We start from the raw sequence: 24,712 nt of genomic DNA, 5'->3' as shown, positions 1-24,712 counted from the left end.
CGATTCCGTCAGTTCTGCCAATATGATCAGGGCAGGGGATCGGTGCGGTAAAGCCGGATTTTCGTACCGCCATGATCGACCACCGGCCCTGCTTGCAGCAGTGGCAATCGCGTTGCGCGGGCAAGTGATTGATTGCTGGTCACGATACCCACCCGCCAGCCGCTGAACCGAGACATCAGGACTTTGCCCAGACTGCCATAAAGAGAGCGCAGGCGTTTCTCGTCCCCGATCCTTGCGCCATAGGGCGGGTTGACGATGACAAGACCGGTTGGGCCCAAAGGTGGTTTGATGTCACTGACGGATCGGTTGTGAAACCGGGTGTATGCGGCTACGCCTGCGCGGTCTGCATTGGTGCTGGCAGCCTCGACCGCTCCAGCATTTCGGTCCGAACCGTAAAAGATTGCGCTCAGTCCCCCCTGTGATCTGTCATTACGCATCCCGGCCCAAGCTTGAGAATCGAAACCATGCAGGTCTTCGAAGGCAAAGTTTCGGGATCTGCCCGGGTTCAGCCCCATTGCAATCTCGGCCGCTTCGATAACAAATGTGCCCGAACCGCACATCGGGTCCAGAACGGGTTCAGACCCGTCAAACCCACATTCACGCAGAAACATCGCGGCCATGGTCTCGCGCATCGGGGCCTTGGCCACCGCCGGTTTATGGCCACGCTTATGCAGGGGTTCGCCAGAAGTATCGACCGAGAAGGTGCAGATATCCTTTTCGATGCGCAGCAGAACACGCAGACCAGCGTCGGACGAGATTGGCGCCCCCAGCGTTTCGGTGATCGCTCGCTCGACCCGCTGACGGGCGGCTCCGGCGTGATAGATACGAGATTTTCGGCTTGTTGCTTCCACTTTGACCGGTATTTCCGAACGCAGAAAGTCGGACCAGGGGAATTTGCGCGCCCGTTTGTCGAGCTGCGCCAGATGCACGGCCGGAAAGTTGCCCATTCGAACCAGCACCTTGTTGGCCCCGCGCAGACTCAGATTGGCGCGCCAAACTTCTGACCAGCCGCCATGGCAGCTTACTCCGCCGGGTATGATTTTCGCGCCAGCGAATCCCTTTTCGACGGCTTCGGCCTGCAATGGCACTTCAAGCCCCGGGGTGGCCACCAGAAAAATCTCAAGATCACGTGTCTGTTCCATTGGGCGTGCTTACACTGGAAGGTCATCTGGTGCGACCGGCAATTTCTGCGAGCTAAAAAGGAAACATTTCAAGGGAAAGTGAAAATCAATGTGTGATTTTGGTGGCAACGGGTTTGCTTTTAGCCTCATCCCCGCGTAAAGGAGCCGAAATCGGAATTACGCCCGCGGAATTTGGACGCATTTCGACGCTTTTGCGACGACTGTTAAAAAATCCTGCGTTATTGTCCGACACTGTTAAGGTGTTGGTCTGACCGGCGCAGATAAAGAGGCTTGGAAGACAGTAGCAACATGCAAACTTTCAAACTGAAAAAAGGGTTGGAGTTGCCGGTGCAAGGCGCGCCGGATCAAACAATCCAGCCGGGACCTGAATTCAAAACCGTTGGGGTATTGGGCGGGGATTACCTGGGTCTGAAACCGCGCATGCTGGTGCAGGAAGGTGACACAGTACAGCGTGGCACACCGCTGTTCTGCCACAAGGATGCGCCTGAGGCGATGATGGTCGCCCCCCTCAGCGGCAAGATCGTGGCAGTCAATCGCGGCGCGCGCCGTGTCTTGCAAAGCGTCGTGATCGAGGTCTCGGACCCAAATGATACTGGGATTGATTTCTCGGGCGTGGGCAATACGGACAGCGCCGAAGGTGTGACTGAAAAACTGTGCATCGCTGGTCTTTGGACCGCCTTCCGCACGCGGCCCTATTCGAAAATGCCGGCGCCCGGCACCTCGCCTGCTGCGATTTTCGTCACAGCTATGGACAGTGAGCCGCTGGCGGCAGACGCGGCCGTGATCATCGCCGATGCCGGTGAGGCCTTTGCCGCTGGTCTGGGCGCGATTGCTAAGCTGACCGAAGGCAAGACCTATCTGTGCCATAAGGAAGGTGATGTCATTCCGGGCGCGGATGTGCCGGGGGTCGAAGCGGCAGCCTTCTCGGGCCCACACCCAGCCGGTTTGGCCGGGACGCATATTCACTTCCTCGAGCCACTAGCAGGGGACAAACAGGTTTGGACCATCGGCTATCAGGACGTGATCGCCATTGGTCGCCTGGTGCAGTCCGGTCATCTGGACCCTAACATAGTAATTGCCCTCAGCGGTCCGGGTGCGCGTCAGCCGCGTTTGATCCGTACTGTCATGGGTGCTTCGACTGATGATCTGACCAGTGACGAGATCGACGTGGACGGCACTCCGCGCATCATCTCGGGTTCGATCCTGTCGGGAACGCACGCCGAAGGACCGACCGCTTATCTGGGGCGTTTCGCGCGACAGATCAGCATCATCCGCGAAGATCATGACCAGATCCCGATGGGCTGGATTCGTCCGATGCCGTCGAAATATTCGGTGCAGCCGGTTTTGGGGTCTGCGTTCTCGCACAAGCTGTATAAGCTGACCAGTAACCTGAACGGTGGTCGCCGCGCGATGGTACCCACAGGTGTGTTCGAGCGTTTGATGCCGCAGGATTATCTGCCGACACAGCTGCTGCGCGCACTGCTGGTGATGGACACCGACAGCGCTCAGGCGCTGGGAGCGATGGAGTTGGACGAAGAGGATCTGGGCCTTGTCGGCTTTGCCTGTCCGGCGAAATATGAATACGGGCTGGCGCTGCGCGACTGCCTGACCAAGATTGAAAAGGAGGGCTGATCCAAATGGGTTTGCGCAGCTTCTTCGATCGGATCGAGCCGAACTTTACCAAGGGCGGCAAGTACGAGAAATATTTCCCCATCTACGAGATGGTGGAAAGCTTTATCTACACTCCGAAAACCGTTACATCCGTTGCCCCGCATGCACGGTCTTACATAGATATGAAGCGGATCATGACGTATGTCGTGATCGCGACGATCCCCTGCATCCTGTGGGGAATGTGGAACACCGGCTATCAGGCCAACAGCGCGATCGCCGATCTTGGGCCGGATGCGGCCACCGGATGGCGAATCGCCATCCTGCAAGCGTTCGGGATCTCGCTGGACCCGTCCAGCGTCTTTGCCAATGTGATGCACGGATTGATGTATTTCCTACCGATTTACATCGTCACATTGGTCGCGGGCGGTATCTTCGAGGTGATTTTCGCCACCGTACGAGGGCATGAAGTCAATGAAGGTTTCCTTGTTACCTCAATGCTTTACACTCTGATTATGCCCGCGTCTGCCCCGTTGTGGCAGGTGGCTCTGGGCATCATCTTCGGCGTGGTCATCGGTAAAGAGGTATTTGGCGGCACCGGTAAGAACTTCCTCAACCCTGCGCTGGTCGGGCGTGCCTTCCTGTATTTCGCCTATCCGGCGAATATGTCGGGTGACACGGTCTGGACCCCGGTTGACGGTTTTTCAGGTGCTACGGCGCTGTCGGTTTCAGCATCCGAAGGCTATCAGGCGCTGGCAGCCGAAGGTCTGACCTGGTGGAATGCCTTCATGGGCTTCATGCAGGGCAGCTTTGGCGAAACCTCGACACTGGCCTGCCTGATCGGGCTGGGCTTCCTGCTGGTGACGCGAATTGCCAACTATCGTTTGATCGTCGGTTGTCTGGGCGGCATGATTGTCTTTTCCCTGCTGCTGAACCTGATTGGTTCCGACACCAACCCGATGTTCTCAATGCCGTGGTATTGGCACCTTGTCGTTGGTGGCTACGCCTTTGGCCTGGTCTTCATGGTGACCGAACCGGTTTCAGCCAGCCACACCAATCTGGGTCGCTACATCTATGGCGCGCTTATCGGTGTCATGGTTGTGATGATCCGTGTGGTCAATCCGGCTTTCCCCGAAGGCATGATGCTGGCCATTCTGTTCGGCAACGTATTTGCACCGCTGATCGACTATTTCGTCGTTCAGGCCAACATTAAACGGAGGGCGCGTCGCCATGTCTGATACGCAATCCCCAGACAACAACGAGGCTCCCAAGGGCGCGATTGCTAAGTTTCTGGCGGCCTCGCCGGATTCGGTTGGTAAGACGATTTTCATCGCCGTCGCCGTCTGTCTTGTCGCCTCGATGGTCGTGTCATCGGCTGCTGTCAGCTTGCGCCCCGTGCAAGAGGCGAACAAGCTGAAAGACAAACAGGTCAACGTCCTGCAGGTGGCGGGTGTCTACGAACCCGGTGTCAACGTGACCGAAGCCTTCGCCGCGTTCGAGCCACATGTTGTGGAACTATCCACCGGCGAATTCGTCGATGATCAGTTCGATCCGGCCACCTTTGACGACATTGCGGCTGCAAGCGATCCTGAATTGAGCGTCGCGCTGGACGATGACCCGGCCGGGATCGGCCGCAAAGCCAAGTATCGTGTGATCTACTTGCTGCGTGATGATGCGGGTGATCTGGACAAGGTGATCCTGCCGCTGCACGGCTATGGTCTGTGGTCCACGCTCTATGGCTTTATCGCGTTGGAAAACAACGGCAACGATATCTTCGGTCTGCAGTTCTATCAGCATGGTGAAACCCCCGGTCTGGGTGCCGAGGTGGACAACCCCCGCTGGAAAGCGTTGTGGAGTGGTAAGAAACTGCGCGATGACGCGGGTGATCTGCAAATCACGGTCGCCAAGTCGCAGCCGGCTGCTGGACCTGACTTTTATGTCGACGCGTTGGCTGGTGCCACGCTGACTTCGGTTGGTGTTGATAACCTGGTGAAATTCTGGATGGGTGATGCGGGCTTCGCTCCGTTCCTGGCCAAACTGCAAGCAGGAGAGATTTGATGTCCCAGACCAAGAAAGAAATGCTGGTCGATCCGCTTGTCGACAACAACCCGATTACCCTTCAGGTTTTGGGTATCTGTTCGGCGCTGGCGGTGACATCGTCGCTACAGGTGTCGATCGTGATGGCGATGGCGGTGATCTTCGTGACCTCGTTCTCGTCCTTCTTCATTTCGTGCCTGCGCAACCAGATCCCCAGCTCGATCCGGATCATCGTGCAGATGGTGATTATCGCCTCGTTGGTGATCTTGGTGGACCAGATCCTCAAGGCCTATGCCTTTCAGATCTCAAAAACCCTGTCGGTTTTCGTCGGTCTGATCATCACCAACTGTATCGTGATGGGCCGCGCCGAAGCGTTTGCGATGAAGAACCCGCCGGTCGCGTCCTTCATCGATGGGATGGGTAACGGGATGGGCTATGGCCTGATTCTGCTGCTGGTCGGTTTCTTCCGCGAACTGTTCGGGGCGGGGTCGCTGTTTGGCGTGACCATCCTGCAAACCGTCAACAATGGCGGCTGGTACGTGCCCAACGGCATGCTGCTGCTGCCGCCATCGGCGTTCTTCATCATCGGTCTGATCATCTGGGCCTTCCGCACATGGAAACCGAGCCAGGTGGAAGAACGTGAATACAAAATTCAGCAGGTAGAGGCCCACTAATGGAAGGTCTGATTTCACTGGCCGTAAAGGCCATCTTTGTCGAAAACCTTGCGCTGAGCTTCTTCCTGGGGATGTGTACTTTCATCGCCGTATCCAAGAAGATTTCGACCGCGCTGGGTCTGGGTATTTCGGTGATGTTGGTGCAAGCGATCACCGTTCCCACCAACAACCTGCTGCTGACTTATCTGCTGAAACCGGGCGCGCTGGCCTGGGCCGGGTTCCCGGATGTGGATCTGACTTTCCTTGGCCTGATCTCGTATATCGGTGTGATCGCGGCGATGGTTCAGATCCTCGAGATGATCCTGGATAAGTATTTCCCGCCGCTCTACAACGCGCTGGGGATCTTCCTGCCGCTGATCACGGTGAACTGCGCCATTCTGGGTGGTTCGCTGTTCATGGTGGAACGCGACTATAACTTTGCTGAGGCCACGACCTATGGTCTGTCCTCGGGCTTTGGTTGGGCGCTGGCGATCACCGCAATGGCAGGCGTGCGCGAAAAGCTGAAATATTCGGACATTCCCGACGGCCTTCAGGGTCTGGGGATCACCTTCATCACCGCGGGGCTGATGGCGATGGCCTTCATGTCCTTCTCGGGCGTGAAACTGTAAGGAGGGACGAATGGAAACTTTTGGCCTAGGCGTCGTCCTCTTCACCCTGATTGTTATCGCACTGGTGACGATCATTCTGGCGGCACGTTCCAGACTGGTATCCACCGGTGATGTGAACATCACCATCAACGGCGAAAAAACCATCTCGGTGCCTGCGGGCGGCAAATTGCTGCAAACGCTGGCGGCTGAGAAGCTCTTTGTCCCGTCTGCCTGCGGCGGTGGCGGCACATGCGCGCAATGTCGGGTTAAGGTGCATGCAGGCGGCGGGTCGATCCTGCCGACCGAGGAAAGCCATATCACCAAGCGTGAGGCGGCCTGCGGTGACCGTCTGTCCTGTCAGGTTGCGGTCAAGCAGGACATGGATATCGAAGTCCCCGAAGAAGTCTTCGGCGTCAAGAAATGGGAATGCACCGTTCGTTCGAACGAGAACGTGGCCACTTTCATCAAGGCGTTGACGCTGAACCTGCCTGAGGGTGAGGATGTGAACTTCCGTGCCGGTGGTTACATCCAGATCGAAGCCCCTGCGCATGCACTGAAATATACCGATTTCGACGTTGAAGAGGAATACCGCGAGGATTGGGATCGCTTCAATCTGTGGCAGTACGAATCCGTGGTAAGCGAACCGATCGAGCGCGCCTATTCGATGGCGAACTATCCGGATGAGAAAGGCATGATCATGCTGAACGTCCGGGTTGCGTCGCCGCCTCCGGGTTCCGAAGGCATCCCGGCAGGTCAGATGTCGTCGTACATCTTCAATCTGAAACCGGGCGACAAAGTCACTATTTCAGGTCCGTTCGGTGAATTCTTCGCCCGCGACACGCAAAAAGAGATGGTCTTCATCGGCGGTGGTGCCGGTATGGCACCGATGCGCAGCCATATCTTTGATCAGCTCAAACGTCTTGAAAACCGCGACCGCAAGATCAGCTTCTGGTACGGTGCGCGGTCCAAGAAAGAGATGTTCTTTGTCGAGGATTTCGACACGCTGGCTGCAGAGTTCGACAACTTCGAATGGCACGTGGCCCTATCCGACGCGCAGCCCGAGGATGACTGGAAAGGCTATACCGGCTTCATCCACAATGTTCTGTTCGAGGAATACCTCAAGAACCATCCAGCGCCTGAGGATTGCGAGTTCTACATGTGTGGCCCGCCAATCATGAACCAGTCGGTCATCAACATGCTGCTGGATCTGGGTGTGGACCGCGAAGATATCATGCTCGACGATTTCGGCGGATAATAGACGAAGAAACCGGCGCAATCAGCGCCGGTTTTTTTTAAGCTGCGGGGTTGCGAACCCTCCGGATCGTAACCGGTTAGCCGACGATCATCTGCTTCATGCGAAGTGCTTCATATTCCAGTTCTTTCAGGCGGAAATGCACGACGTCGCCGATGGTGATCACACCGCACAGGTTGCCATCGCGTAGGACAGGCATGTGGCGGAAACGGCCATCGGTCATAGTTTTCAGAACATCATCCAGCAGATCATCAGGTGAACACGTCTTAACTTCGCGCGTCATCAGATCCGCGACCGCTTGAGGCAGGGTCTGGCCGGGCGTATCCGCCATGCGCCGCACGATATCGCGCTCGGACAGGATGCCCTGCAACGCGCCGTTCTGATCGGTCACCAGCACCGCCCCAATCCGCTTTTCCTTGAGCGTATTGACCACCGAATGGATCGTATCGTTCGGGCGCACCGAAAACACCGCATCCCCTTTACCATCCATCAGCTTGGCCACGGTGGTCTGCGCATGCGACAAGTTCGATTCCGTCGATTGGCTGTATGTGGTCTTGTCAGCTTTGTCGCCGCGTTTGGGGGCCTGGTAAGAGGTTGGGGCCATGGGCAATCTCCTTCGTGGTACTGCAAAGTCTTTCCCTTTTACCTTAGCGCAGCTAAACGACCTGTATAGGGTGCAATTGCGCTGATCGGCAGAAACCCCCGTCAAAAAAGGACGCTTAAGCCTTTGACCGACCTGTATCTTACTCCGCCAGTGGCCGCTTTGATTTTCTTTGTGGTGGTTGTGTGCGGCCATAATTTCCGCATGACGTGGAAACAACAGCCGCCGGGATGGCAAAAACGGGCCTGGTTGTTTGGTCTGCCTGCGGGAATCGGCCTTTTGGTGCTAGGCTTTTTACCGCTGAAGCTGTGATGGCGATTTGACTCTGACAAGGGTGGCTGGCATATGCCGGGCACTGATTTTCCAGGAGATCGCCCATGCGTCTTGTGCCTGTACTGGCCTTTGCCACTTTGTTGTCCGGCTGCCTGTTCGATAAGGAGCCCGAAGTGGTTCGCCTGTCGGGCGAAACGATGGGAACAACGTTCAACATCACCGCAATCGGAGAGGATTTGGACGAGAACGCACTGGCTGCGGCGATCGAAGAGACACTGGCCCAGGTCAACGCCAAGATGTCCAATTGGGATCCGAATTCCGAGGTTTCGACCTTTTCAGCCGCTACCAGCACCGATCCGATGCCGGTATCAGCAGAATTCGCATTGGTGATGGCGGCTGCAAATGACGTGCATGAGAAAACTGGCGGCACGTTCGACGTTACTCTTGGACCCTTGATCGAACTGTGGGGCTTTGGCCCGCGCAAGCCAGAGGATCCGGTGCCTTCGGATGTCGAGGTTCTGGAAGCATTGAATGGTGTCGGACAGAGCCGATTGCTGACACTGGATGCAGAGGCCGGGACGCTGGCCAAATCCCAACCTAATGTTGGGATCAACCTGTCCGCTATTGCCAAAGGGTATGGCATCGACGCAGTGGCCGAGACCCTGCACGATGCCGGGATTGAGAATTATCTTGTCGAGATTGGCGGCGATCTGGTCACCAAAGGGCAGAACGATAAGGGTGAGGATTGGCGGATCGGTATCGAAAAGCCGCAGGCTGGGGCGCAGACGCCACAGCTGATCGTGTCGGTCAGCGATCTGGGCATGGCCAGCTCAGGCGACTACAAGAACTTTTTCGAACACGACGGTGTGCGGTATTCACATATCATCGACCCGACAACTGGGCGACCGATCACGCATCGGACCACTTCGGTGACTGTTCTGGCCGAAAACGCGATGATGGCGGATGCGTGGGCAACTGCGATGCTGGCGCTGGGTCAGGAAAAGGGACTGGACCTGGCCGAGGAATATAAACTTGCCGTGTATTTCATCTCGCGGGATGTGACAGGCGGCGAAGAAGCCTATATCACGGTGCACAGCACCGCGTTCAAAGACGCGCTTGGAACCAACTAACTGGCGGGAACCACGATGAGCACCTTTATTCTGGCCTTTATTCTGCTTGCCCTGGTGATGGTGGGCATGTCGCTGGGTGTTATGCTGATGGGTAAAACTATCAAAGGCAGCTGCGGCGGTCTGAATGCGATCTCGGGGGCGGATAAATGTGTGGTTTGCCAGAAGGACGTCGACCCCGACAGCCCGCTGCGCGACAAGTTGCAGTGCAAACGCGCCAAGAAGATGCTGGAACAGATGGAGCGGCAGGCCGAAGCGTAAATTGCGCTTCGCTGCGGGCTGGGAATTGGCTAGCTAGGTCCCTGACTATCGGGGAGGCACCGCGTTGGCCAAAGCCAAAAACATCCTGTTCATCATGTTCGACCAGCTGCGCTGGGATTATCTGAGTTGCTACGGCCACCCGCATCTGCACACTCCGAACATTGATCGTTTGGCCGCGCGCGGTGTGCGGTTCAATCGGGCCTATATCCAATCCCCTATTTGCGGCAATTCCCGCATGTCGACCTATACGGGGCGCTATGTGCATTCGCATGGCGCATCGTGGAACGGCATTCCGTTGAAGGTCGGCGAGATGACTATGGGTGACCATTTGCGTAAGGCAGGGATGGAATGCTGGCTGGTCGGCAAAACCCATATGCGCGCGGATGCCGAAGGCATGGCACGGCTGGGTCTGGAACCCGACAGCCTGATCGGTGCCCGCGTGGCAGAATGCGGCTTTGACGTGTTCGAGCGCGACGACGGTATGCGCCCGGAAGGTCTGGACGGGTTCTACGATCCGGGCGGTGCCAGAGAGTACAACAAATATCTGACCGACAAAGGCTATGAGAGCGACAACCCCTGGCATGACTTTGCCAACTCGGGGTTGGATGCGGACGGCAACGTGTTGTCCGGCTGGTTCCTGAAAAATTGAACCGAGCCCGCAAATATCGCCGAAGAAGACAACGAAACGCCGTATCTGACTGAGCGCGGCATAGACTTCATGGAGAGCCATGACGGCCCGTGTGCTGCCATCTGAGTTTCATCAAGCCACACTTGCCCTATATCGTGCCCGAACCTTATGCCTCGATGTATGGCCCCGAGCATGTGTTTCCGGTGGTGCGATCCGCGGCTGAACGTCAGAACGCTCATCCGGTGTTGCGTGCCTTCATGAACACGAAGATCGGCCAGACCTTCTCACGTCAGGAGGTGCGCGATGCGGTGATCCCGGCCTATATGGGCTTGATCAAACAAGCCGATGACCAGATGGGGCGGCTTTTCGACTGGATGGAGATAACCGGCCGGATTGAAGATACGATGATCGTTCTGACCTCGGATCATGGTGATTTTCTGGGCGATCACTGGATGGGGGAAAAGACTTTCTTCCACGATGCCTCGACCAGGGTACCCATGATCATTTGCAACCCATCACCCGAAGCAGACGCCACGCGCGGTACGGTCAGTGACGCACTGGTCGAATCCATCGACCTGGCTCCGACTTTTGTGGACATTGTGGGGGCTGAAGTGCCATCGCAAATCCTTGAAGGGCATTCGCTGTTGCCGATCCTACATGGCCAACAGACTGAGACGCCACGCGGTGTTGTGGTCTGCGAATATGACTATTCCGCTTCGCCGATTGCCGAGGTGTTGAAAACCTTGGTCCGGGATGCGGTAATGTTCATGGTTGCCGACAAAAAGTGGTAGTTGATCCATTGCGAAGGCGGCCACCGGCCGATCCTGTTCGATCTGGAAAACGATCCGGACGAGTTGACGGATCTGGGCAACAGCCCGGAGCACGCCGAGATTATAGCTGAGATGTATGATCATCTGTTTGCCTGGACGCGCCGCCCGTCGCAGTGCACCACCCGGTCGGAACAGCAACTGATTGAGATGCGGACTAAAAGCAGGGGCAAGGGCGTTGTCTTAGGGGTATACGACGAAAATGACACTCAGCTGGAATTGACAGTCAAATATCGGGGCCGCAAGGCCCGGCCATTCGCCGAGTATTTAGGTAAAGAAAAGCTGCCTCCGCGTTAATTCTGCAACCGCAGGCCAAAAGGCGGTTCACCCGCTGAAATTCAGGCAGTAAAAGACCGAGCAAGAGCAGAAACCCGGAGAGCCAAAAAATGACCGCCCCCAAACCCGTCGTCCTGTGCATTCTTGATGGGTGGGGCCTGTCCGAGGATACCAAAGCCAACGCGCCGTATCTGGCCGATACGCCTACGTTCGACACCATCATGGCCAATGGGCCACATGCCACTCTGGTCACGCATGGGCCCGATGTTGGCCTGCCCAGTGGTCAGATGGGAAATTCCGAGGTCGGTCATACCAATATTGGCGCTGGTCGCATCGTGGCTATGGATCTGGGGCAGATTGATCTGGCGATCGAAGACGGCTCATTCTTCGACAATGACGCCTTGCAGGATTTCATTGCGAAGGTGAAAGCATCAGGCGGGACCGCGCATTTGATGGGTCTGGTGTCGGATGGCGGGGTGCATGGGCATCTGAACCACATCATTGCGGCCGCAAAGGCGATTACTGATGCCGGTGTTCCTGTGGCGCTGCACGCGATCACCGATGGGCGCGACGTGGCTCCGAAATCGGCCTTTACCTATGTCGCCGAGCTTGAAGATCGCTTGCCCGAAGCCGCACGCGTTGTCACGGTCAGTGGGCGTTATTTTGCGATGGATCGCGACAATCGTTGGGAGCGCGTCGGCGAGGCCTATGAGGCGATGATCAAGGGGCAGGGGCGGATTGCGGCCACGGCCCATGGCGCGATTGACCATGCCTATAACCAGTCGGAAACCGATGAGTTTGTCGTGCCGACCGTTTTGGCTGGCTATGACGGTGTCAAAGATGGCGACGGGGTCTTTTGCCTCAACTTCCGCGCGGATCGAGCGCGTGAGATTTTGCGTGCGATTGGTGAGCCCGAATTCACCGATTTCGACACCGGTCCACGCCCACATCTGTCTGCGCTGCTGGGAATGGTGGAATATTCAGATGGTCACAGTGCCTATATGACCACTGTGTTCCCCAAGCGCGATATCGTAAATACGCTGGGCGAATGGGTTGCCAAACAAGGGCGGCGTCAATTCCGTCTGGCCGAGACCGAGAAATATCCGCACGTCACGTTCTTCCTCAACGGCGGTAAGGAAACGCCCGAGGTGGGCGAGGACCGTTACATGCCAAAATCGCCGAAAGTGGCGACATATGACTTGCAGCCCGAGATGTCCTCGGCCGAAGTGACAGCCAAGTTCGTCGAGGCGATTGAGGCCGGGTATGACCTGATCGTCACCAACTACGCCAACCCTGACATGGTTGGCCATACGGGCGATCTGAAAGCCGCGATCAAAGCCTGTGAGGCGGTGGATCAGGGGCTGGCGCAAGTTGTGGCCGCGCTGAAATTGGCAGGCGGTGCGATGATCGTCACGGCCGACCACGGCAATTGTGAGATGATGGTGGACCCTGAAACCGGCGGGCCACACACCGCTCATACGCTCAACCCGGTGCCCGTGGCGCTGGTCGGCGGGCCGAAAGGTGCAACGCTGCGCAATGGGCGTCTGTCCGATCTGGCCCCGACCCTGTTGCAGTTGATGGGCCTTGAGCAGCCGCCTGAAATGACCGGCAAGAGCCTGTTGTCATGACGTTGCGCGCGTTTCTTTTGGCACTGCTGTTTGCGGCGCCGGTCCATGCTCAGACCGACCCGTCCACATCCGCGCTGAATGCGGCGCAAATGCTGGAAGAGGCGTCCGTCGCCCTGACCGAGGCGGACAGTGCCCGCGACCGCGTGCGCGCCCTGACCGAAACCATTCAGGCCTATGAGGCTGGTTTAACCGCCATGCGCGAGGGTCTGCGTCGGGCGGCCACGCGCGAAGCCCAGTTGGGCGCAGAACTACGCAGCCGCGAGGACGAAATCGCGCAGTTGCTGGGCGTGTTGCAAACCATCGAAACGACAGCGCCACCTGTGCTAATGCTGCACCCTTCGGGTCCTTTGGGATCGGCCCGGGCAGGTATGATGCTGTCCGAAGTCACGCCGGGCCTGAACGCTCGTGCGCGGGAACTGGCCCATGACCTGCAAGAGGTTCAGACTTTGCGGCAGCTACAGCAAAGCGCCGCCGATACCCTGACTGAGGGTTTGACTGGTGTTCAGACTGCCCGCACACAATTGAGCACTGCCATTGCAGACCGGACCGACTTGCCGGTGCGCTTTGTTGAAGACCCGATTCGAACGGCAATTCTGATCTCGTCTACCGAGACATTGGAAGGGTTTGCCAGCGGCCTGTCGGAAATCTCCGAAGGAGGGATTGCTGATACCAATGCGGATATTTCCCAGCGCAAGGGCGAGGTTGCCTTGCCTGCGCAGGGTGTTGTGCTGCTTCGTGCTGGCGAGACCGATGCAGCAGGCGTCAAGCGTCCTGGTGTGGTGCTGGGCACGCGACCCCGCGCAATTGTGACTTCACCGACGGCGGCGACGATACGCTATCGTGGACCGCTGCTGGATTTGGGGAATCTGGTGATACTTGAGCCGCAACCGGGGCTTTTATTCGTATTTTCCGGCCTGCAAGAGGTTTACGGCAACCCTGGTCAAGTAATCCCTGAGGGTACTCCGGTGGGTCTGATGCCCGGTGAAACGCCGGAAATCGGCGCTATTTTGTCAACAAGCAGTGATGGCACTGGAACTGACCGGTCAGAAACGCTCTATATAGAGGTAAGACAAGATAACAGCCCCGTGGACCCGGAGTCGTGGTTTCGGACCAGCAAGGATGGATAAACGAGTATGAAGAAATTTGTGATGGCCGCTTTGGCCGGAACCGTGGCAGGTGTCGTAGCAACCACTCAGATCGCTGGCCCGCTGTTGGCGCAGGAGGCTGAAAACAACTCCAGCGTTTATCAGCAACTTGATCTGTTTGGCGACATTTTCGAACGCATCCGCGCGCAATATGTCGAAGAGGTCGAGCCCGAGGAACTGATCGAAGCAGCCATTGACGGCATGTTAACCTCGCTGGACCCGCATTCCAGCTATCTGTCGCCTGACGATGCCGAACAGATGCGTGTACAGACCCGTGGTGAATTTGGCGGGTTGGGGATTGAAGTCACGCAGGAAGAGGGTTTTGTGAAAGTTGTTTCTCCGATCGACGACACCCCGGCGGATGCGGCGGGGATCGAAGCCGGAGATTTCATCACCCATGTCGATGGTGAAAGCATTTTGGGCCTGACGCTGGACAAGGCAGTTGATCTGATGCGCGGTCCGGTCGGGTCCGAGATCATCATTACTGTGGTCCGCGAAGGTGAACCCGAGCCTTTCGATGTCACCATCATCCGAGACACGATCAAACTGACCGCCGTACGGGCGCGCACCGAAGGCACCAGCGTCGTACTGCGTGTAACCACCTTTAATGATCAGACGTTCCCCAACCTACAAGAAGGGCTGAGCGAACAGATCGAAGAGGCCGGGGGCATCGAAAAAGTAAACGGCTTTGTTCTGGATCTGCGCAATAATCCCGGCGGACTGCTGACGCAGGCCATCAAGGTTTCCGACGCCTTCCTGAACGAAGGCGAGATCGTCTCGACCCGCGGTCGCGATCCGGGTGAGGGTGAGCGTTTCAACGCTTCGCCCGGCGATCTGGCCGAAGGTAAACCAATCGTGGTTCTGATCAATGGCGGTTCGGCTTCGGCCTCCGAGATTGTTGCCGGTGCGCTGCAGGATCACCGTCGCGCCATCGTGGTCGGCACCAAGAGCTTTGGTAAGGGTTCGGTGCAGACAGTTATGCCATTGCGCGGTGACGGTGCCATGCGCTTGACCACATCGCGCTATTACACGCCGTCGGGTCGCTCGATCCAGGCGCTTGGTGTCAGCCCTGACATCATCGTCGAACAGCCGCGACCAGTGCCGGATGCCGAGGAAGAGGATGCGAACCGTCCCACCCGGTCCGAGGCCGATCTGCGTGGCAGTCTGAACAATGACAGCCTCAGTGAAGATGAGATTCGTCAGATCGAAGAAGACCGCGCCCGCGCCGAAGCAACCGCTGAGTTGCGGGAAGAGGATTATCAAATGGCCTACGCCATCGACATCCTTAAAGGATTGTCGGCCTTCAACCCGAACGGGCCGTCACAGTAAACGGAAAGGGCCGCCAGACAGGCGGCCCTTTTTCTTTGGTGGGTTAGCTTTCCACTTTGTGCAGCTTTTCTTCATCCAGAAGGATCGCCAAAACGATGCCGATGGATACTGACACAGTGGCAAAAATGAACGCCATGTTCATGCCGGTGTCAAAGGCTGCCGCAATGGCGGATTTGACCTTTTCGGCCTCGGCCGTGCTCAGTTTTTCCATGACGGCTCGCGCGGACGAGGTGATCAAGGTGCCGCTGTTGATGGCCCGCTGATCGGCTTCCGACATGGTAATTCCGGCAGCCGTCAGGCGTTCACCCAGGCTTTGCAGGCTTGCCAGATACATGATCGCAGTCGCACAGGCCACCGAGATGGCGCCATAGACGAGGTGGGTCATGAAGCTAAGTCCGCCAACCAATCCAGCCCGTTCCGGTTTTACCGCACAGACAGCTGCGGTGCCTGATGGACCAACCGTCAGTGTGGCCCCGAGCCCGATCATCGCCATGCCGGGCAGGATTTGGATATAGCCCAGTCCTGCGGGCATCACGACGACACTGGCCGCCCCGACAGTGGCGCAGAGGTAGCCCCAGAACAAAAGCCGTTTGGGGCCGAAATCGTTGTATAGCTTGCCCGACAGGATAGAGCCCACGGCCAGTAGCACAGTCAGCGGAGCCAGCCCGAAGGCAGACTGCAAGGTCGACCAGCCCAGAACCTTTTGCATATATTGCGGGAAATACATCAGTCCAACAAACGCGGCTGAGACGTTGAACATATTCAGCCCCAAAGTGATGCGGAATTCCCTGTTCACCATCATTTGCGGCAGCAGCAGCGGTTCTTTTACCCTTTTTTCCACCTGCGGGAACAGAACGAACAGCACAGCGCAGACGAAGAACAACATAAGCAAAGGTGACGAAGTCCAGCCCCAATCTGCGCCTACATCCAATCCGTAGAGCAGCAACAGGACCGCGAAGGACAGGACAGCCATACCTGCAAAGTCGATATGCTCACCCTGTTTGTGATGGGTTTCGCGCTCCATCAACAACAGGGCGGTAACCATCGAAATGGTCGCAAACAACACATTCGCAAGGAAGAATAGTCTCCAATCTCCCAGGTTGACCACTGTGCCGCTGATCAGCGGCCCGATGACGTTACCGCAGGTGACGCCCGCCAGGACCAGCCCCATGATCATGGCGCGATGTTCTGGACGCGAGACTTTGGTGGCGCCAAAAGCCAGTGTGCAAGGCCAGACACACCCTGCGCCGATCCCTTGCAATGCCCGAGAGACGATCAGGAAATCCAGACTGGGCGAGACAAAGCACATGACCGAGGAAAACAAAAATATCGACAGGCCGATCAGCATCATCTTGCGATGTCCATACATGTCGCCTAGCCGACCCCCTGCAACCATGGTCATGGCAAAAAACAGAGCATAGATGTTCAGAACCCATTGGGTGCTGGTGATATCGGCGTCGAAACTGTTTTCGATGGCCGGAACCAGGATCAACGCACCGGTAAAGTCGATTCCGATCCCGAACCCCGTCACCATCAACGCAATGACTTTGACGACACTGCTGCGGTCCATGAGCTTGCCCAGGTTGCTGCGGTTCGCTCAAGGATGCACGGGATTCTTGTGAAAAGATAGGGACTTGCCCCGTGGCAGATTATTCGTCTGTGCTCTGCGCCCGTCGGAACGCGCGTTTCAGCATGTCCAGTTCCGCTCGCAACAGCTCGACCTCGGCGCGCAAATCATCTGCCGCCGGAACGCCTGCGATGATTGTGAAATCCCCGAGTTTTTCGGACGTGACAGTGTCCACGATGACAAAGCTATGCACGCCATCAGATAAAGCCACCACCGGCACGGGAACGGTCAGCGTCCAACCGTTATCCGAAGGTTTTACCTGCACATCCTTCAAGGGTTCGCCGAGATACAGCACCTCGACTTGCGTCTCGGCCTGCAGGTATCCCTGCCAGAGACCGTTTTCGAACCGGATGGGTGTCAATGTCGGATGCGTCATAGCCGGACCTTTTTACAAATCGGCGCGATGGTGGCGACAGAAGGTCAGATCGCGCAGGGATACGCGATTCATCCGCGGGTTTTCAAAGATCAGGTCCAGCCAGATTTTCTCGATCCGCGACTCGTTCAGGGGCAGATGGGCTAGATCGAAGTCAACCGAAGCTGAAGACGCAGGCAGGTCCAGCTTGCGCAGAACCTGTTCCGCATTGGGTCCATGCTGGATGTTGAGGCGGGCGAAAACCTTAAGAGGATGCTCGGTCTCGATCAGCGTATCCACACGCATCAGATGCTGTTTAGTCAGGCCCTGAACGGCATCGCGCGGTAACTCCACGGACAGGGATAGGAAAGAGCCTGAAAACCCGAAGATCTCGACCATCAACCCAAATGCGGCCAGATCCTTGTCGCGAGAATTTCGGGTTTGCCGCATCCCTATTTCGGCCAGAGAGCAGTCGTGGAACAAAGTCACCTGCTGATCCATCTGCGCCCGACGCGGGGCCGAGGCCACACCCGGGCGCGCCAACGGCCCGCGCCACAAATCCGGACGCCAGCACCAATCGGTGCCAAGGGGTTTGGGAAACTGGGTGGATCCGATTCGGGGCCGGGCGAGGCGGCTGTCAGCTTCATGAATGAGCCTTTGCAGATGCGTGCGCAGCTTGCGCGCATCGTCGCGCTGCTGCCGCAAAAGCGGTTCAGGCGTGACCGACGCACCTCGCAGAACCTGACGCCAGCGTTCGACGGCGCGGCGGTGAATATAGCGATCCAGAAGTCTGCCCATGGCCCCATCATTCAGAGTGTGATCCTGTTTAGTCAAAGACAACGCAGGGTTTAAAGGAGAATAAACGATACTGGGGGTCAAATCTCGCGAATTTGTGACTGACAGGGCGGATGGGCAATCCAACCGAATCCTGCTAGCTCGACCTTTCTTGCAATCGAACGGGTCAGTGCGTACCGTCTGTTACCGATTGCAGTGGATCATCCGAAAAACGCATCCAAAAGATTTGAGGCAAGGCCGGGGTATGGAACCCACTCTGTTCGCTTTCATATGGAAACACTCGAAGAAACAACAGCTTGTCCTGCTGTTTCTGACGGTTTTGTCGTTTCCGTTCCTCTATGCCTCTCTTGAGTTGCCCAAGCAGATCATCAACGGGGCCATTGGCGCGCCAAGTGAAACGGTGACGGTACTGGGCTACTCTGTAACGCAGGTGCAGTACCTGTTGATCCTGTGTTTTGCCTTTTTGGCTACGGTGATTGCCAGCGGGTTGATGAAAATGCGCATCAACACGATGAAAGGTGTGTTGGCAGAGCGGATGCTTCGGCGGCTGCGGTTTACCCTGATCCACCGTACCATGCGCTTTCCGAAATCCTATTTTGCCACGACCAGCCAGGGCGAACTGGTGTCGATGATCACCTCCGAGGCTGAACCGATGGGCGGGCTGATGGGTGACGCGATTGCGCAGCCGGTATTTCAGTTCGGCCAGATGATGACTATCGTCACCTTTCTGTTCATGCAGAGCGTCTGGTTTGGCCTTGCCAGCGTCGCGCTGATCCCGTTGCAGGCCTGGCTGATCCCAAAGCTGCAGCGCCAGATCAACCTGCTGAACAAGGAACGCATTCAGGAAGTGCGCAACCTCAGCTCGGAAATTGGAGAAAGCGCGGCTGGCATCAGCGATCTGCGCACCAATGGCGGCTGGCGGTACAGGCAGGCGCAATTCAGCCATCGGTTGGGGCGTTTGTTCGAGATTCGGTTCAAGATCTACAACAAAAAGTTCTTTATGAAGTTCCTCAACAACCTGATCACGCAGATGACGCCGTTCTTGTTCTATTCTGTTGGCGGCTATCTGGCGATCACGGGTGAGGTGACGGTTGGCGCGTTGGTTGCGGCGCTGGGGGCGTACAAGGATCTCAGCGGTCCGTGGAAGGACCTGCTGACCTATTACAATCAGGTGCAGGACATGTCCCTGCGGTGGGAAGTTGTGACTGAACGCTTTGCGCCCTCAAACATGATCCCTGAAAATCTGTTCGTGGGTGAGCCCGAGACAATTCCGCATCTTACGGGTGATATCGAATTGCGTAATGTCACCGTGCGCGACAACGACGGCAAAACCATCCTGGAAGATATCGACCTGACTATTCCCAAAGGCGCACGGGTCGCAATCCAGTCGACCCACGCCGCAGAACGCAACGCGCTGGCGCAGGTGCTTACCCGCGAAGTTCTGCCGGTGCAGGGCGATGTGATCATGGCGGGTCACAATCTGAAAGACCTGCATCAGGTCGTGATCGCAGCCCGGATCGGCTATGCCTATTCGCGGCCTTATCTGTTTGATGGCACGTTGGGCGACAACCTGCTGATGCCCCTGCGCCCGCATCCTCAGCATGAGGCGGACGTCGCCATTTCCCCAAGCCGCTGGCAGATCGAAGCCGCACGGTCAGGGAACCCGACAGACTCGCTGACGGATGAATGGATTGACCCCGGACTAGCCGGGTTGGACAATGTCGATGATATTCGGGCCTGGTGGTTCCAGCTCGTCGAAGCCATGGGCACTGATGAACTTATGCTGCGCCGAACTTTGCGCACGCAGTTTGATCCCAATCTGCATCCCGATCTGGCGCAGGATGTGGTCAAACTGCGGGGTACGATTGCTGAAAAGCTCCGGGAAAAAGGGCTGGACCGGCATGTCTATCGGTTCGATCCGGACCGCTTTAACCCCGCCGTGCCCTTGGGTGGCAACCTGCTATTTGCAACCCCGTCCCGGGATATTACCCCCGATTCACTGGCCGATGATCGGCGGTTCAAAAACATACTTGGGAAACACGATCTTGCCGATGATGCCATGTCCCTGGCCAGCGCTGTGATGGATACGCTGGATCAAGCCTTTGGGCGCGACGGCACCGACCACCCCCTATTCCTGCGACTTGGTATAGCCAAGGACATGTATCACCGTCTGCTCGACATTAAGGATCGACGTAAGTCGAAAGGCGAAAACGGGATCACCGAGGATGAGCGCGCCTTGTTGCTGACCCTGCCGTTCCTGCTAACTGCCGAACAGATCGGCCCGGATTTCCCTGAGGAATACAAAGACAAGATTCTATCCATCCGCAAAGATCAGGCCGAACGGCTGCGGGGGGCGCTGGACGGTATGTTCTTGCCGCTGTCTCCTGACAGCTACATCCCACGCCTGACCGTGATGGAGAATGCAATTTATGGGCGGGTGTCGCTGATGGCTGGTGCCCATGCCGATGAGATCGAGGATGTCGTCGCCCAGGCCGTGAACGAGGCCGGTCTGCGCCGTCGGGCCGCATCAACCATGTACGATCTGCCGACAGGGCTGGGCGGAAACAACCTGCCGACTGTGTTTCAGGAGCGCGCAGCGTTTTCCCGCGCCGGTATCAAACGCCCGGATATTCTGATCCTCGACAAAGCGCTGGCCAGTCATGATTCTCAAAGTCGCCTGCGTACGCGTCTGCGGCTACGTGAATTGCTCCCCGATTCTATCATGATCTTCATGGAGGATCATTTTGCCCACCCCGAGGCCTATGACCTGTTCATCGAGATAAAAGATGGCCGGATTGACGGTGTCTCGCGGACGCAAGCCCACCACGAAGACGGTGCCTCGGCTGATCTGAGCCGTAAGCTGCAAATCATATCTTCAACCGAGCTGTTCTCGGGGCTCGATGCACGCAATCAACGGCTGCTGGCCTTTTCAGCACAGTGGTACGAGGCAGCGGCTGGGCAAGTAATCTTTTCCCGCGGGCAAGCACCTGATGCGGCTTATCTGTGTATTACGGGGCAAGCCAATCTGGACTGGACCGAAGACGGCGGCGGCACGCGCACCATATCAATCATCGAACCGGGCCGTTTGATCGGCGATCTGTCAATCATCACCGGAGAAACACGCCAACTTGATCTAACGGCGGCCACAGATTGTACGTTCCTACGCATCGGAGCCGAAGAACTGCGCGCCGTGATCGAAAGCGATGCGTCGGTTGCGGTTCGGCTGCTGCAAACGGTTGCCGGGTATCTGACGACGCTGTCCACCAGGATTAGCACCGTCCAGAAGACGTCAGAGGTTTTCCCCGACGCCACACAACCCATCGCGGGCGAAAGCCCCGGCAACAGTGCTTGATCCTGACGCATACTCCGCCCACGAGCAACTTGTGGGTGCCGCCCGCGCCCGGCCTGAACTGTGGCGCCTTATGATGGGTCTGATTATTGTACTTGTCCTGTATGTGGCGCTGAATACAGTTTTGTTTGCAATTGTCGGGCACTTGGTTCAGCCGGAACAGGCGCAGGGCCTTTTGTACGGCACCTCACCCATGGCGACACTGATATTGCTGCTGAGTTTTGGGTTCCTGACGCTGGGCGTCGCCATCGCCGTCCGCCAGATGCAGCACCGGTCACTGGCTGCAATTATGGGTCCGCGGAACTTGTTTTTGCACCAGTTCTGGCAAGTTTTGCGGGCATTGGTGATTCTGGGCGTGGTGATGGCAGCTCTGCCGCCCTACGGCTTTGGAGAGGATCTGACTCCTAACCTGGCCTTGTCCACTTGGCTCCTCTTGCTGCCGGTTTCGGTGATCGCCGTCCTGATTCAGACCAGCGCCGAGGAAATACTGTTTCGCGGATATATTCAGCAATCTTTGGCGGCCAGATTTCGGTCACCGGTGATCTGGATGGGTTTGCCTTCGGTTCTGTTTGCTGCGGGGCACTATGCGCCCGGTGTAACCGGTGAAAACGCATTGTTGGTGGCCCTATGGGCGTGTATTTTTGGCCTGCTGGCGGCGGATCTGACTGCAAGGTCGGGCACATTGGGTCCAGCTATCGCATTGCATTTCCTGAATAATGCGGTTGCGCTTCTTTTTGTTTCGCTTCCAGAAACACTCAGCGGACTGGCGTTATATCTACTGCCTGTTGATATGGCCGAGACTGGTGCGTTGCGGCAATGGCTGATTGTGGATTTCGCAGTGATGATAATCAGCTGGTTAACTGCACGCCTTGCGCTCAGGCGTTGATTGCATTTCCTTCCGTAGCGTCTTATTTGACGTCAACGCCGCATAACAAGGTTCCGACATGAACTGGATCACAAACTACGTCCGCCCCCGGATCAATTCGATCTTCTCGCGCCGGGAAGTGCCCGAAAACCTTTGGCACAAGTGCGATGAATGCGGCACGATGCTGTTTCACCGTGAACTGGCGGAAAATCAGAATGTCTGCACGCAATGTGATCACCACATGGCGATCACCCCGCGTGAGCGTTTTTCGCACCTGTTTGACGGTGGGATTTTCACCGAAGTTGAAGTGCCCGCGCCAACCGCCGATCCGCTGCAGTTTCGGGATCAGAAGAAATACCCGGACCGCATGAAAGCGGCCCAGAAAAAGACCGGCGAGTCTGAGGCGATGCTGGTCGCTCAGGGCGAAATCGGACGCACGCCGATTGTGGCTGCAGCGCAGGACTTCTCGTTCATGGGTGGTTCGATGGGCATGTATGTCGGAAACGCCATCATCGCTGCTGCGCAAGAAGCGGTGAAGTTAAAGCGTCCGTTGATCCTGTTCTCGGCTGCGGGGGGCGCACGGATGCAAGAAGGTATCCTCAGCTTGATGCAAATGCCGCGTACAACCGTGGCCGTCGAAATGCTGAAAGAGGCAAACCTGCCGTATATCGTCGTGCTGACACACCCGACCACCGGTGGTGTCACCGCGTCTTATGCGATGCTGGGTGACGTTCATATCTCGGAACCCAATGCGCTGATCTGCTTTGCAGGGCCGCGCGTGATCGAACAAACCATTCGTGAAAAACTGCCCGAAGGGTTCCAGCGCGCCGAATATCTGCTGGATCACGGCATGTTGGATCGTGTGACCAAGCGGACCGAGATGCGCGATGAGCTAATCACCATTACGCGGATGCTGATGAACCAGCCGCCGGCGGTCAAAGGCGATTTGCCCGCGCCCGAGCCCGACGACGCCATGGCCGAAACCCCGGCCGAGGAAACGGTCGAAGAATGACCAGCCCAACGTCTGACGTCATCCTTGACCGGATGATGGCGCTGCACCCCAAGATCATTGACCTGACCTTGGATCGTGTCTGGCGTTTGTTGGCGGCTTTGGACAACCCACAGACCAAGATGCCGCCGGTGATCCATCTCGCCGGAACCAATGGTAAGGGCTCGACCCAGGCGATGATCCGCGCCGGGCTGGAGGGCGCAGGGTTGTCTGTCCACGCCTATACATCGCCCCACCTCGCTCGGTTTCATGAACGTATCCGACTGGCCGGAGAGCTGATCTCGGAACCCGCGCTGACGGCGGTTCTGGATGAATGCTACGCAGCCAACGATGGTGAGAACATCACCTATTTTGAGATTACAACCTGCGCGGCCCTGCTGGCCTTTGCGCGTACGCAGGCGGACTATACGCTGCTTGAGGTCGGGTTGGGCGGTCGTCTGGACGCCACCAATGTCGTACATGAACCGGCGGTGACGGTGATCACACCAGTTTCGATCGACCACGAACAGTTTCTTGGGGACACGCTGGGGAAGATTGCCGCCGAAAAGGCGGGCATCATCAAGCCCGGTGTGCCCTGTATCGTTGGCCCGCAGCAGGACGAGGCGCTTGAGGTTATCGAATACACCGCCGCACGTCTTGGTGCGCCGCTCTTGGTTCACGGTCAACACTGGCATGTGCATGAGGAAAACGGGCGTCTGATCTATCAGGACGAAACCGGTTTGCGCGACTTGCCGTTGCCCAACCTGCTGGGCGCACATCAACTGCAGAATGCAGGCGCCGCGCTGGCTGTACTACGGCACCTAGATATGGGCGACGACGCCTATGAGGCCTCTGTCACCCGCGCCGAATGGCCCGCTCGTATGCAGCGTCTGAAAACAGGCCCCTTGGTCGAGGCCGCTCCGCAAGCCGAGCTATGGCTGGATGGCGGTCATAATGCGGCCGCTGGAATTGCGCTGGCGGATGTTCTGACCAGATTACCGGCCCGTCCGACGCATATGATCTGCGGTATGCTCAACACCAAGGACGTGGCGGGTTATCTTGCACCGCTTGCGACACAGGCCCAAAGCCTGACCGCCGTGTCGATCCCCGGCGAAGCCGCGACGTTGAGCGCCAAAGACACCGCTGCCGCCGCCACCAAAGTCAACCTGCCCGCAACAACCGCCGACAGCGTTGCCGACGCATTGCAAGCAATTGTTGGGGAAAATCCACAAGCGCGCATTCTGATCTGTGGCTCGTTGTACTTGGCTGGCAACATTTTGCGCGAAAACGGCTGAAAATTTCGCCCGCAAGGGCTTCATCTGGCCAATAATACCTCGGCCG

At 57.3% G+C, this 24,712-nt stretch carries 21 protein-coding genes and 1 pseudogene; 17 read left to right on the top strand and 5 right to left on the bottom strand.

What is annotated here, in order from left to right; all coding sequences use genetic code 11:
• Positions 1–26: 26 nt before the first annotated feature.
• Complete coding sequence (locus tag RUE5091_RS08900; protein WP_058281559.1) at positions 27–1,142, bottom strand: THUMP domain-containing class I SAM-dependent RNA methyltransferase; 1,116 nt, start codon at positions 1,140–1,142, stop codon at positions 27–29.
• 288 nt (positions 1,143–1,430) lie between these two features.
• Here RUE5091_RS08900 and RUE5091_RS08895 point away from each other — a divergent pair, with 288 nt between their 5' ends.
• From RUE5091_RS08895 to nqrF, 6 genes are read left to right on the top strand one after another with little or no spacing between them, the layout of a single operon-like run.
• On the top strand, positions 1,431–2,774 hold the full coding sequence (locus tag RUE5091_RS08895) for a Na(+)-translocating NADH-quinone reductase subunit A (protein WP_058281558.1): 1,344 nt from the start codon (positions 1,431–1,433) through the stop codon (positions 2,772–2,774).
• 5 nt (positions 2,775–2,779) lie between these two features.
• Entirely contained in the window at positions 2,780–3,988 is a 1,209-nt protein-coding gene (locus tag RUE5091_RS08890; protein WP_058281557.1) for an NADH:ubiquinone reductase (Na(+)-transporting) subunit B, read from the top strand.
• Positions 3,981–4,808: a Na(+)-translocating NADH-quinone reductase subunit C gene (locus RUE5091_RS08885; RefSeq protein ID WP_058281556.1), complete on the top strand. Its 828-nt coding sequence runs from the start codon at positions 3,981–3,983 to the stop codon at positions 4,806–4,808. Before RUE5091_RS08890 ends, RUE5091_RS08885 begins: the two co-directional genes overlap by 8 nt.
• Entirely contained in the window at positions 4,808–5,461 is a 654-nt protein-coding gene (locus RUE5091_RS08880) for an NADH:ubiquinone reductase (Na(+)-transporting) subunit D (protein ID WP_058281555.1), read from the top strand. Before RUE5091_RS08885 ends, RUE5091_RS08880 begins: the two co-directional genes overlap by 1 nt.
• The gene (gene nqrE, locus RUE5091_RS08875) at positions 5,461–6,069 is read left to right on the top strand and encodes an NADH:ubiquinone reductase (Na(+)-transporting) subunit E (protein WP_058281554.1); all 609 of its coding nucleotides are present in this window, start codon (positions 5,461–5,463) and stop codon (positions 6,067–6,069) included. The genes RUE5091_RS08880 and nqrE overlap by 1 nt, the downstream gene beginning before the upstream one ends.
• A gap of 10 nt (positions 6,070–6,079) precedes the next feature.
• On the top strand, positions 6,080–7,303 hold the full coding sequence (nqrF, locus tag RUE5091_RS08870; protein ID WP_058281553.1) for an NADH:ubiquinone reductase (Na(+)-transporting) subunit F: 1,224 nt from the start codon (positions 6,080–6,082) through the stop codon (positions 7,301–7,303).
• A 76-nt stretch (positions 7,304–7,379) separates the two neighbouring features.
• Here nqrF and RUE5091_RS08865 read toward each other — a convergent pair whose 3' ends face one another.
• Positions 7,380–7,904, bottom strand: a complete 525-nt coding sequence (locus RUE5091_RS08865) for a CBS domain-containing protein (protein WP_058281552.1) — start codon at positions 7,902–7,904, stop codon at positions 7,380–7,382.
• A 123-nt stretch (positions 7,905–8,027) separates the two neighbouring features.
• On the opposite strand from RUE5091_RS08865, the gene RUE5091_RS08860 reads away from it, so the two are divergent.
• From RUE5091_RS08860 to RUE5091_RS08830, 7 genes and pseudogenes are all read left to right on the top strand, one after another.
• Positions 8,028–8,213 carry a hypothetical protein gene (locus tag RUE5091_RS08860; RefSeq protein WP_058281551.1) on the top strand — a complete coding sequence of 62 codons (186 nt, stop codon included), beginning with the start codon at positions 8,028–8,030 and terminating at the stop codon, positions 8,211–8,213.
• Positions 8,214–8,278: 65 nt separating this feature from the next.
• Complete coding sequence (locus RUE5091_RS08855; protein WP_058281550.1) at positions 8,279–9,304, top strand: FAD:protein FMN transferase; 1,026 nt, start codon at positions 8,279–8,281, stop codon at positions 9,302–9,304.
• A 15-nt stretch (positions 9,305–9,319) separates the two neighbouring features.
• Positions 9,320–9,562: a (Na+)-NQR maturation NqrM gene (nqrM, locus tag RUE5091_RS08850; RefSeq protein ID WP_058281549.1), complete on the top strand. Its 243-nt coding sequence runs from the start codon at positions 9,320–9,322 to the stop codon at positions 9,560–9,562.
• A 64-nt stretch (positions 9,563–9,626) separates the two neighbouring features.
• Positions 9,627–11,314: pseudogene (locus RUE5091_RS08845) on the top strand (sulfatase-like hydrolase/transferase).
• Positions 11,315–11,403: 89 nt separating this feature from the next.
• Entirely contained in the window at positions 11,404–12,921 is a 1,518-nt protein-coding gene (gpmI, locus tag RUE5091_RS08840) for a 2,3-bisphosphoglycerate-independent phosphoglycerate mutase (RefSeq protein WP_058281548.1), read from the top strand.
• The gene (locus RUE5091_RS08835) at positions 12,918–14,048 is read left to right on the top strand and encodes a murein hydrolase activator EnvC family protein (RefSeq protein ID WP_058281547.1); all 1,131 of its coding nucleotides are present in this window, start codon (positions 12,918–12,920) and stop codon (positions 14,046–14,048) included. Before gpmI ends, RUE5091_RS08835 begins: the two co-directional genes overlap by 4 nt.
• Before the next feature lie 6 nt (positions 14,049–14,054).
• Positions 14,055–15,395: a S41 family peptidase gene (locus RUE5091_RS08830; protein WP_058281546.1), complete on the top strand. Its 1,341-nt coding sequence runs from the start codon at positions 14,055–14,057 to the stop codon at positions 15,393–15,395.
• A 43-nt stretch (positions 15,396–15,438) separates the two neighbouring features.
• Here the strand turns inward: RUE5091_RS08830 and RUE5091_RS08825 are convergent, their stop codons facing one another.
• The 3 genes from RUE5091_RS08825 to RUE5091_RS08815 form a co-directional block, all read right to left on the bottom strand.
• Positions 15,439–16,965, bottom strand: a complete 1,527-nt coding sequence (locus RUE5091_RS08825) for an MFS transporter (protein ID WP_058281545.1) — start codon at positions 16,963–16,965, stop codon at positions 15,439–15,441.
• A gap of 79 nt (positions 16,966–17,044) precedes the next feature.
• Complete coding sequence (locus RUE5091_RS08820) at positions 17,045–17,398, bottom strand: hypothetical protein (protein ID WP_058281544.1); 354 nt, start codon at positions 17,396–17,398, stop codon at positions 17,045–17,047.
• A 12-nt stretch (positions 17,399–17,410) separates the two neighbouring features.
• Complete coding sequence (locus tag RUE5091_RS08815) at positions 17,411–18,172, bottom strand: DUF6478 family protein (protein WP_058281543.1); 762 nt, start codon at positions 18,170–18,172, stop codon at positions 17,411–17,413.
• 241 nt (positions 18,173–18,413) lie between these two features.
• Here RUE5091_RS08815 and RUE5091_RS08810 point away from each other — a divergent pair, with 241 nt between their 5' ends.
• The 4 genes from RUE5091_RS08810 (at position 18,414) to RUE5091_RS08795 (ending at position 24,666) form a co-directional block, all read left to right on the top strand.
• The gene (locus RUE5091_RS08810; protein WP_058281542.1) at positions 18,414–21,521 is read left to right on the top strand and encodes an ABC transporter transmembrane domain-containing protein; all 3,108 of its coding nucleotides are present in this window, start codon (positions 18,414–18,416) and stop codon (positions 21,519–21,521) included.
• Between the two features lie 73 nt (positions 21,522–21,594).
• Positions 21,595–22,404 carry a CPBP family intramembrane glutamic endopeptidase gene (locus RUE5091_RS08805; RefSeq protein ID WP_243470744.1) on the top strand — a complete coding sequence of 270 codons (810 nt, stop codon included), beginning with the start codon at positions 21,595–21,597 and terminating at the stop codon, positions 22,402–22,404.
• 58 nt (positions 22,405–22,462) lie between these two features.
• Entirely contained in the window at positions 22,463–23,395 is a 933-nt protein-coding gene (gene accD, locus RUE5091_RS08800; protein WP_058281540.1) for an acetyl-CoA carboxylase, carboxyltransferase subunit beta, read from the top strand.
• Positions 23,392–24,666, top strand: a complete 1,275-nt coding sequence (locus RUE5091_RS08795) for a bifunctional folylpolyglutamate synthase/dihydrofolate synthase (protein WP_058281539.1) — start codon at positions 23,392–23,394, stop codon at positions 24,664–24,666. The genes accD and RUE5091_RS08795 overlap by 4 nt, the downstream gene beginning before the upstream one ends.
• Positions 24,667–24,712 lie beyond the last annotated feature (46 nt).

Source organism: Ruegeria denitrificans, from assembly GCF_001458295.1.
Lineage (GTDB): Bacteria > Pseudomonadota > Alphaproteobacteria > Rhodobacterales > Rhodobacteraceae > Ruegeria > Ruegeria denitrificans.
The sequence above is the reverse complement of the archived record's forward strand: the minus strand, read 5'-3'. Positions and strand labels throughout refer to the sequence as shown.

Coding starts and splice junctions, on each gene's coding strand:
- RUE5091_RS08900 (WP_058281559.1), bottom strand. CDS start 1,142: ATGGAACAGACACGTGATCTTGAGATTTTTCTGGTGGCCACCCCGGGG.
- RUE5091_RS08895 (WP_058281558.1), top strand. CDS start 1,431: ATGCAAACTTTCAAACTGAAAAAAGGGTTGGAGTTGCCGGTGCAAGGC.
- RUE5091_RS08890 (WP_058281557.1), top strand. CDS start 2,780: ATGGGTTTGCGCAGCTTCTTCGATCGGATCGAGCCGAACTTTACCAAG.
- RUE5091_RS08885 (WP_058281556.1), top strand. CDS start 3,981: ATGTCTGATACGCAATCCCCAGACAACAACGAGGCTCCCAAGGGCGCG.
- RUE5091_RS08880 (WP_058281555.1), top strand. CDS start 4,808: ATGTCCCAGACCAAGAAAGAAATGCTGGTCGATCCGCTTGTCGACAAC.
- nqrE (WP_058281554.1), top strand. CDS start 5,461: ATGGAAGGTCTGATTTCACTGGCCGTAAAGGCCATCTTTGTCGAAAAC.
- nqrF (WP_058281553.1), top strand. CDS start 6,080: ATGGAAACTTTTGGCCTAGGCGTCGTCCTCTTCACCCTGATTGTTATC.
- RUE5091_RS08865 (WP_058281552.1), bottom strand. CDS start 7,904: ATGGCCCCAACCTCTTACCAGGCCCCCAAACGCGGCGACAAAGCTGAC.
- RUE5091_RS08855 (WP_058281550.1), top strand. CDS start 8,279: ATGCGTCTTGTGCCTGTACTGGCCTTTGCCACTTTGTTGTCCGGCTGC.
- nqrM (WP_058281549.1), top strand. CDS start 9,320: ATGAGCACCTTTATTCTGGCCTTTATTCTGCTTGCCCTGGTGATGGTG.
- gpmI (WP_058281548.1), top strand. CDS start 11,404: ATGACCGCCCCCAAACCCGTCGTCCTGTGCATTCTTGATGGGTGGGGC.
- RUE5091_RS08835 (WP_058281547.1), top strand. CDS start 12,918: ATGACGTTGCGCGCGTTTCTTTTGGCACTGCTGTTTGCGGCGCCGGTC.
- RUE5091_RS08830 (WP_058281546.1), top strand. CDS start 14,055: ATGAAGAAATTTGTGATGGCCGCTTTGGCCGGAACCGTGGCAGGTGTC.
- RUE5091_RS08825 (WP_058281545.1), bottom strand. CDS start 16,965: ATGGACCGCAGCAGTGTCGTCAAAGTCATTGCGTTGATGGTGACGGGG.
- RUE5091_RS08820 (WP_058281544.1), bottom strand. CDS start 17,398: ATGACGCATCCGACATTGACACCCATCCGGTTCGAAAACGGTCTCTGG.
- RUE5091_RS08815 (WP_058281543.1), bottom strand. CDS start 18,172: ATGGGCAGACTTCTGGATCGCTATATTCACCGCCGCGCCGTCGAACGC.
- RUE5091_RS08810 (WP_058281542.1), top strand. CDS start 18,414: ATGGAACCCACTCTGTTCGCTTTCATATGGAAACACTCGAAGAAACAA.
- RUE5091_RS08805 (WP_243470744.1), top strand. CDS start 21,595: ATGGGTCTGATTATTGTACTTGTCCTGTATGTGGCGCTGAATACAGTT.
- accD (WP_058281540.1), top strand. CDS start 22,463: ATGAACTGGATCACAAACTACGTCCGCCCCCGGATCAATTCGATCTTC.
- RUE5091_RS08795 (WP_058281539.1), top strand. CDS start 23,392: ATGACCAGCCCAACGTCTGACGTCATCCTTGACCGGATGATGGCGCTG.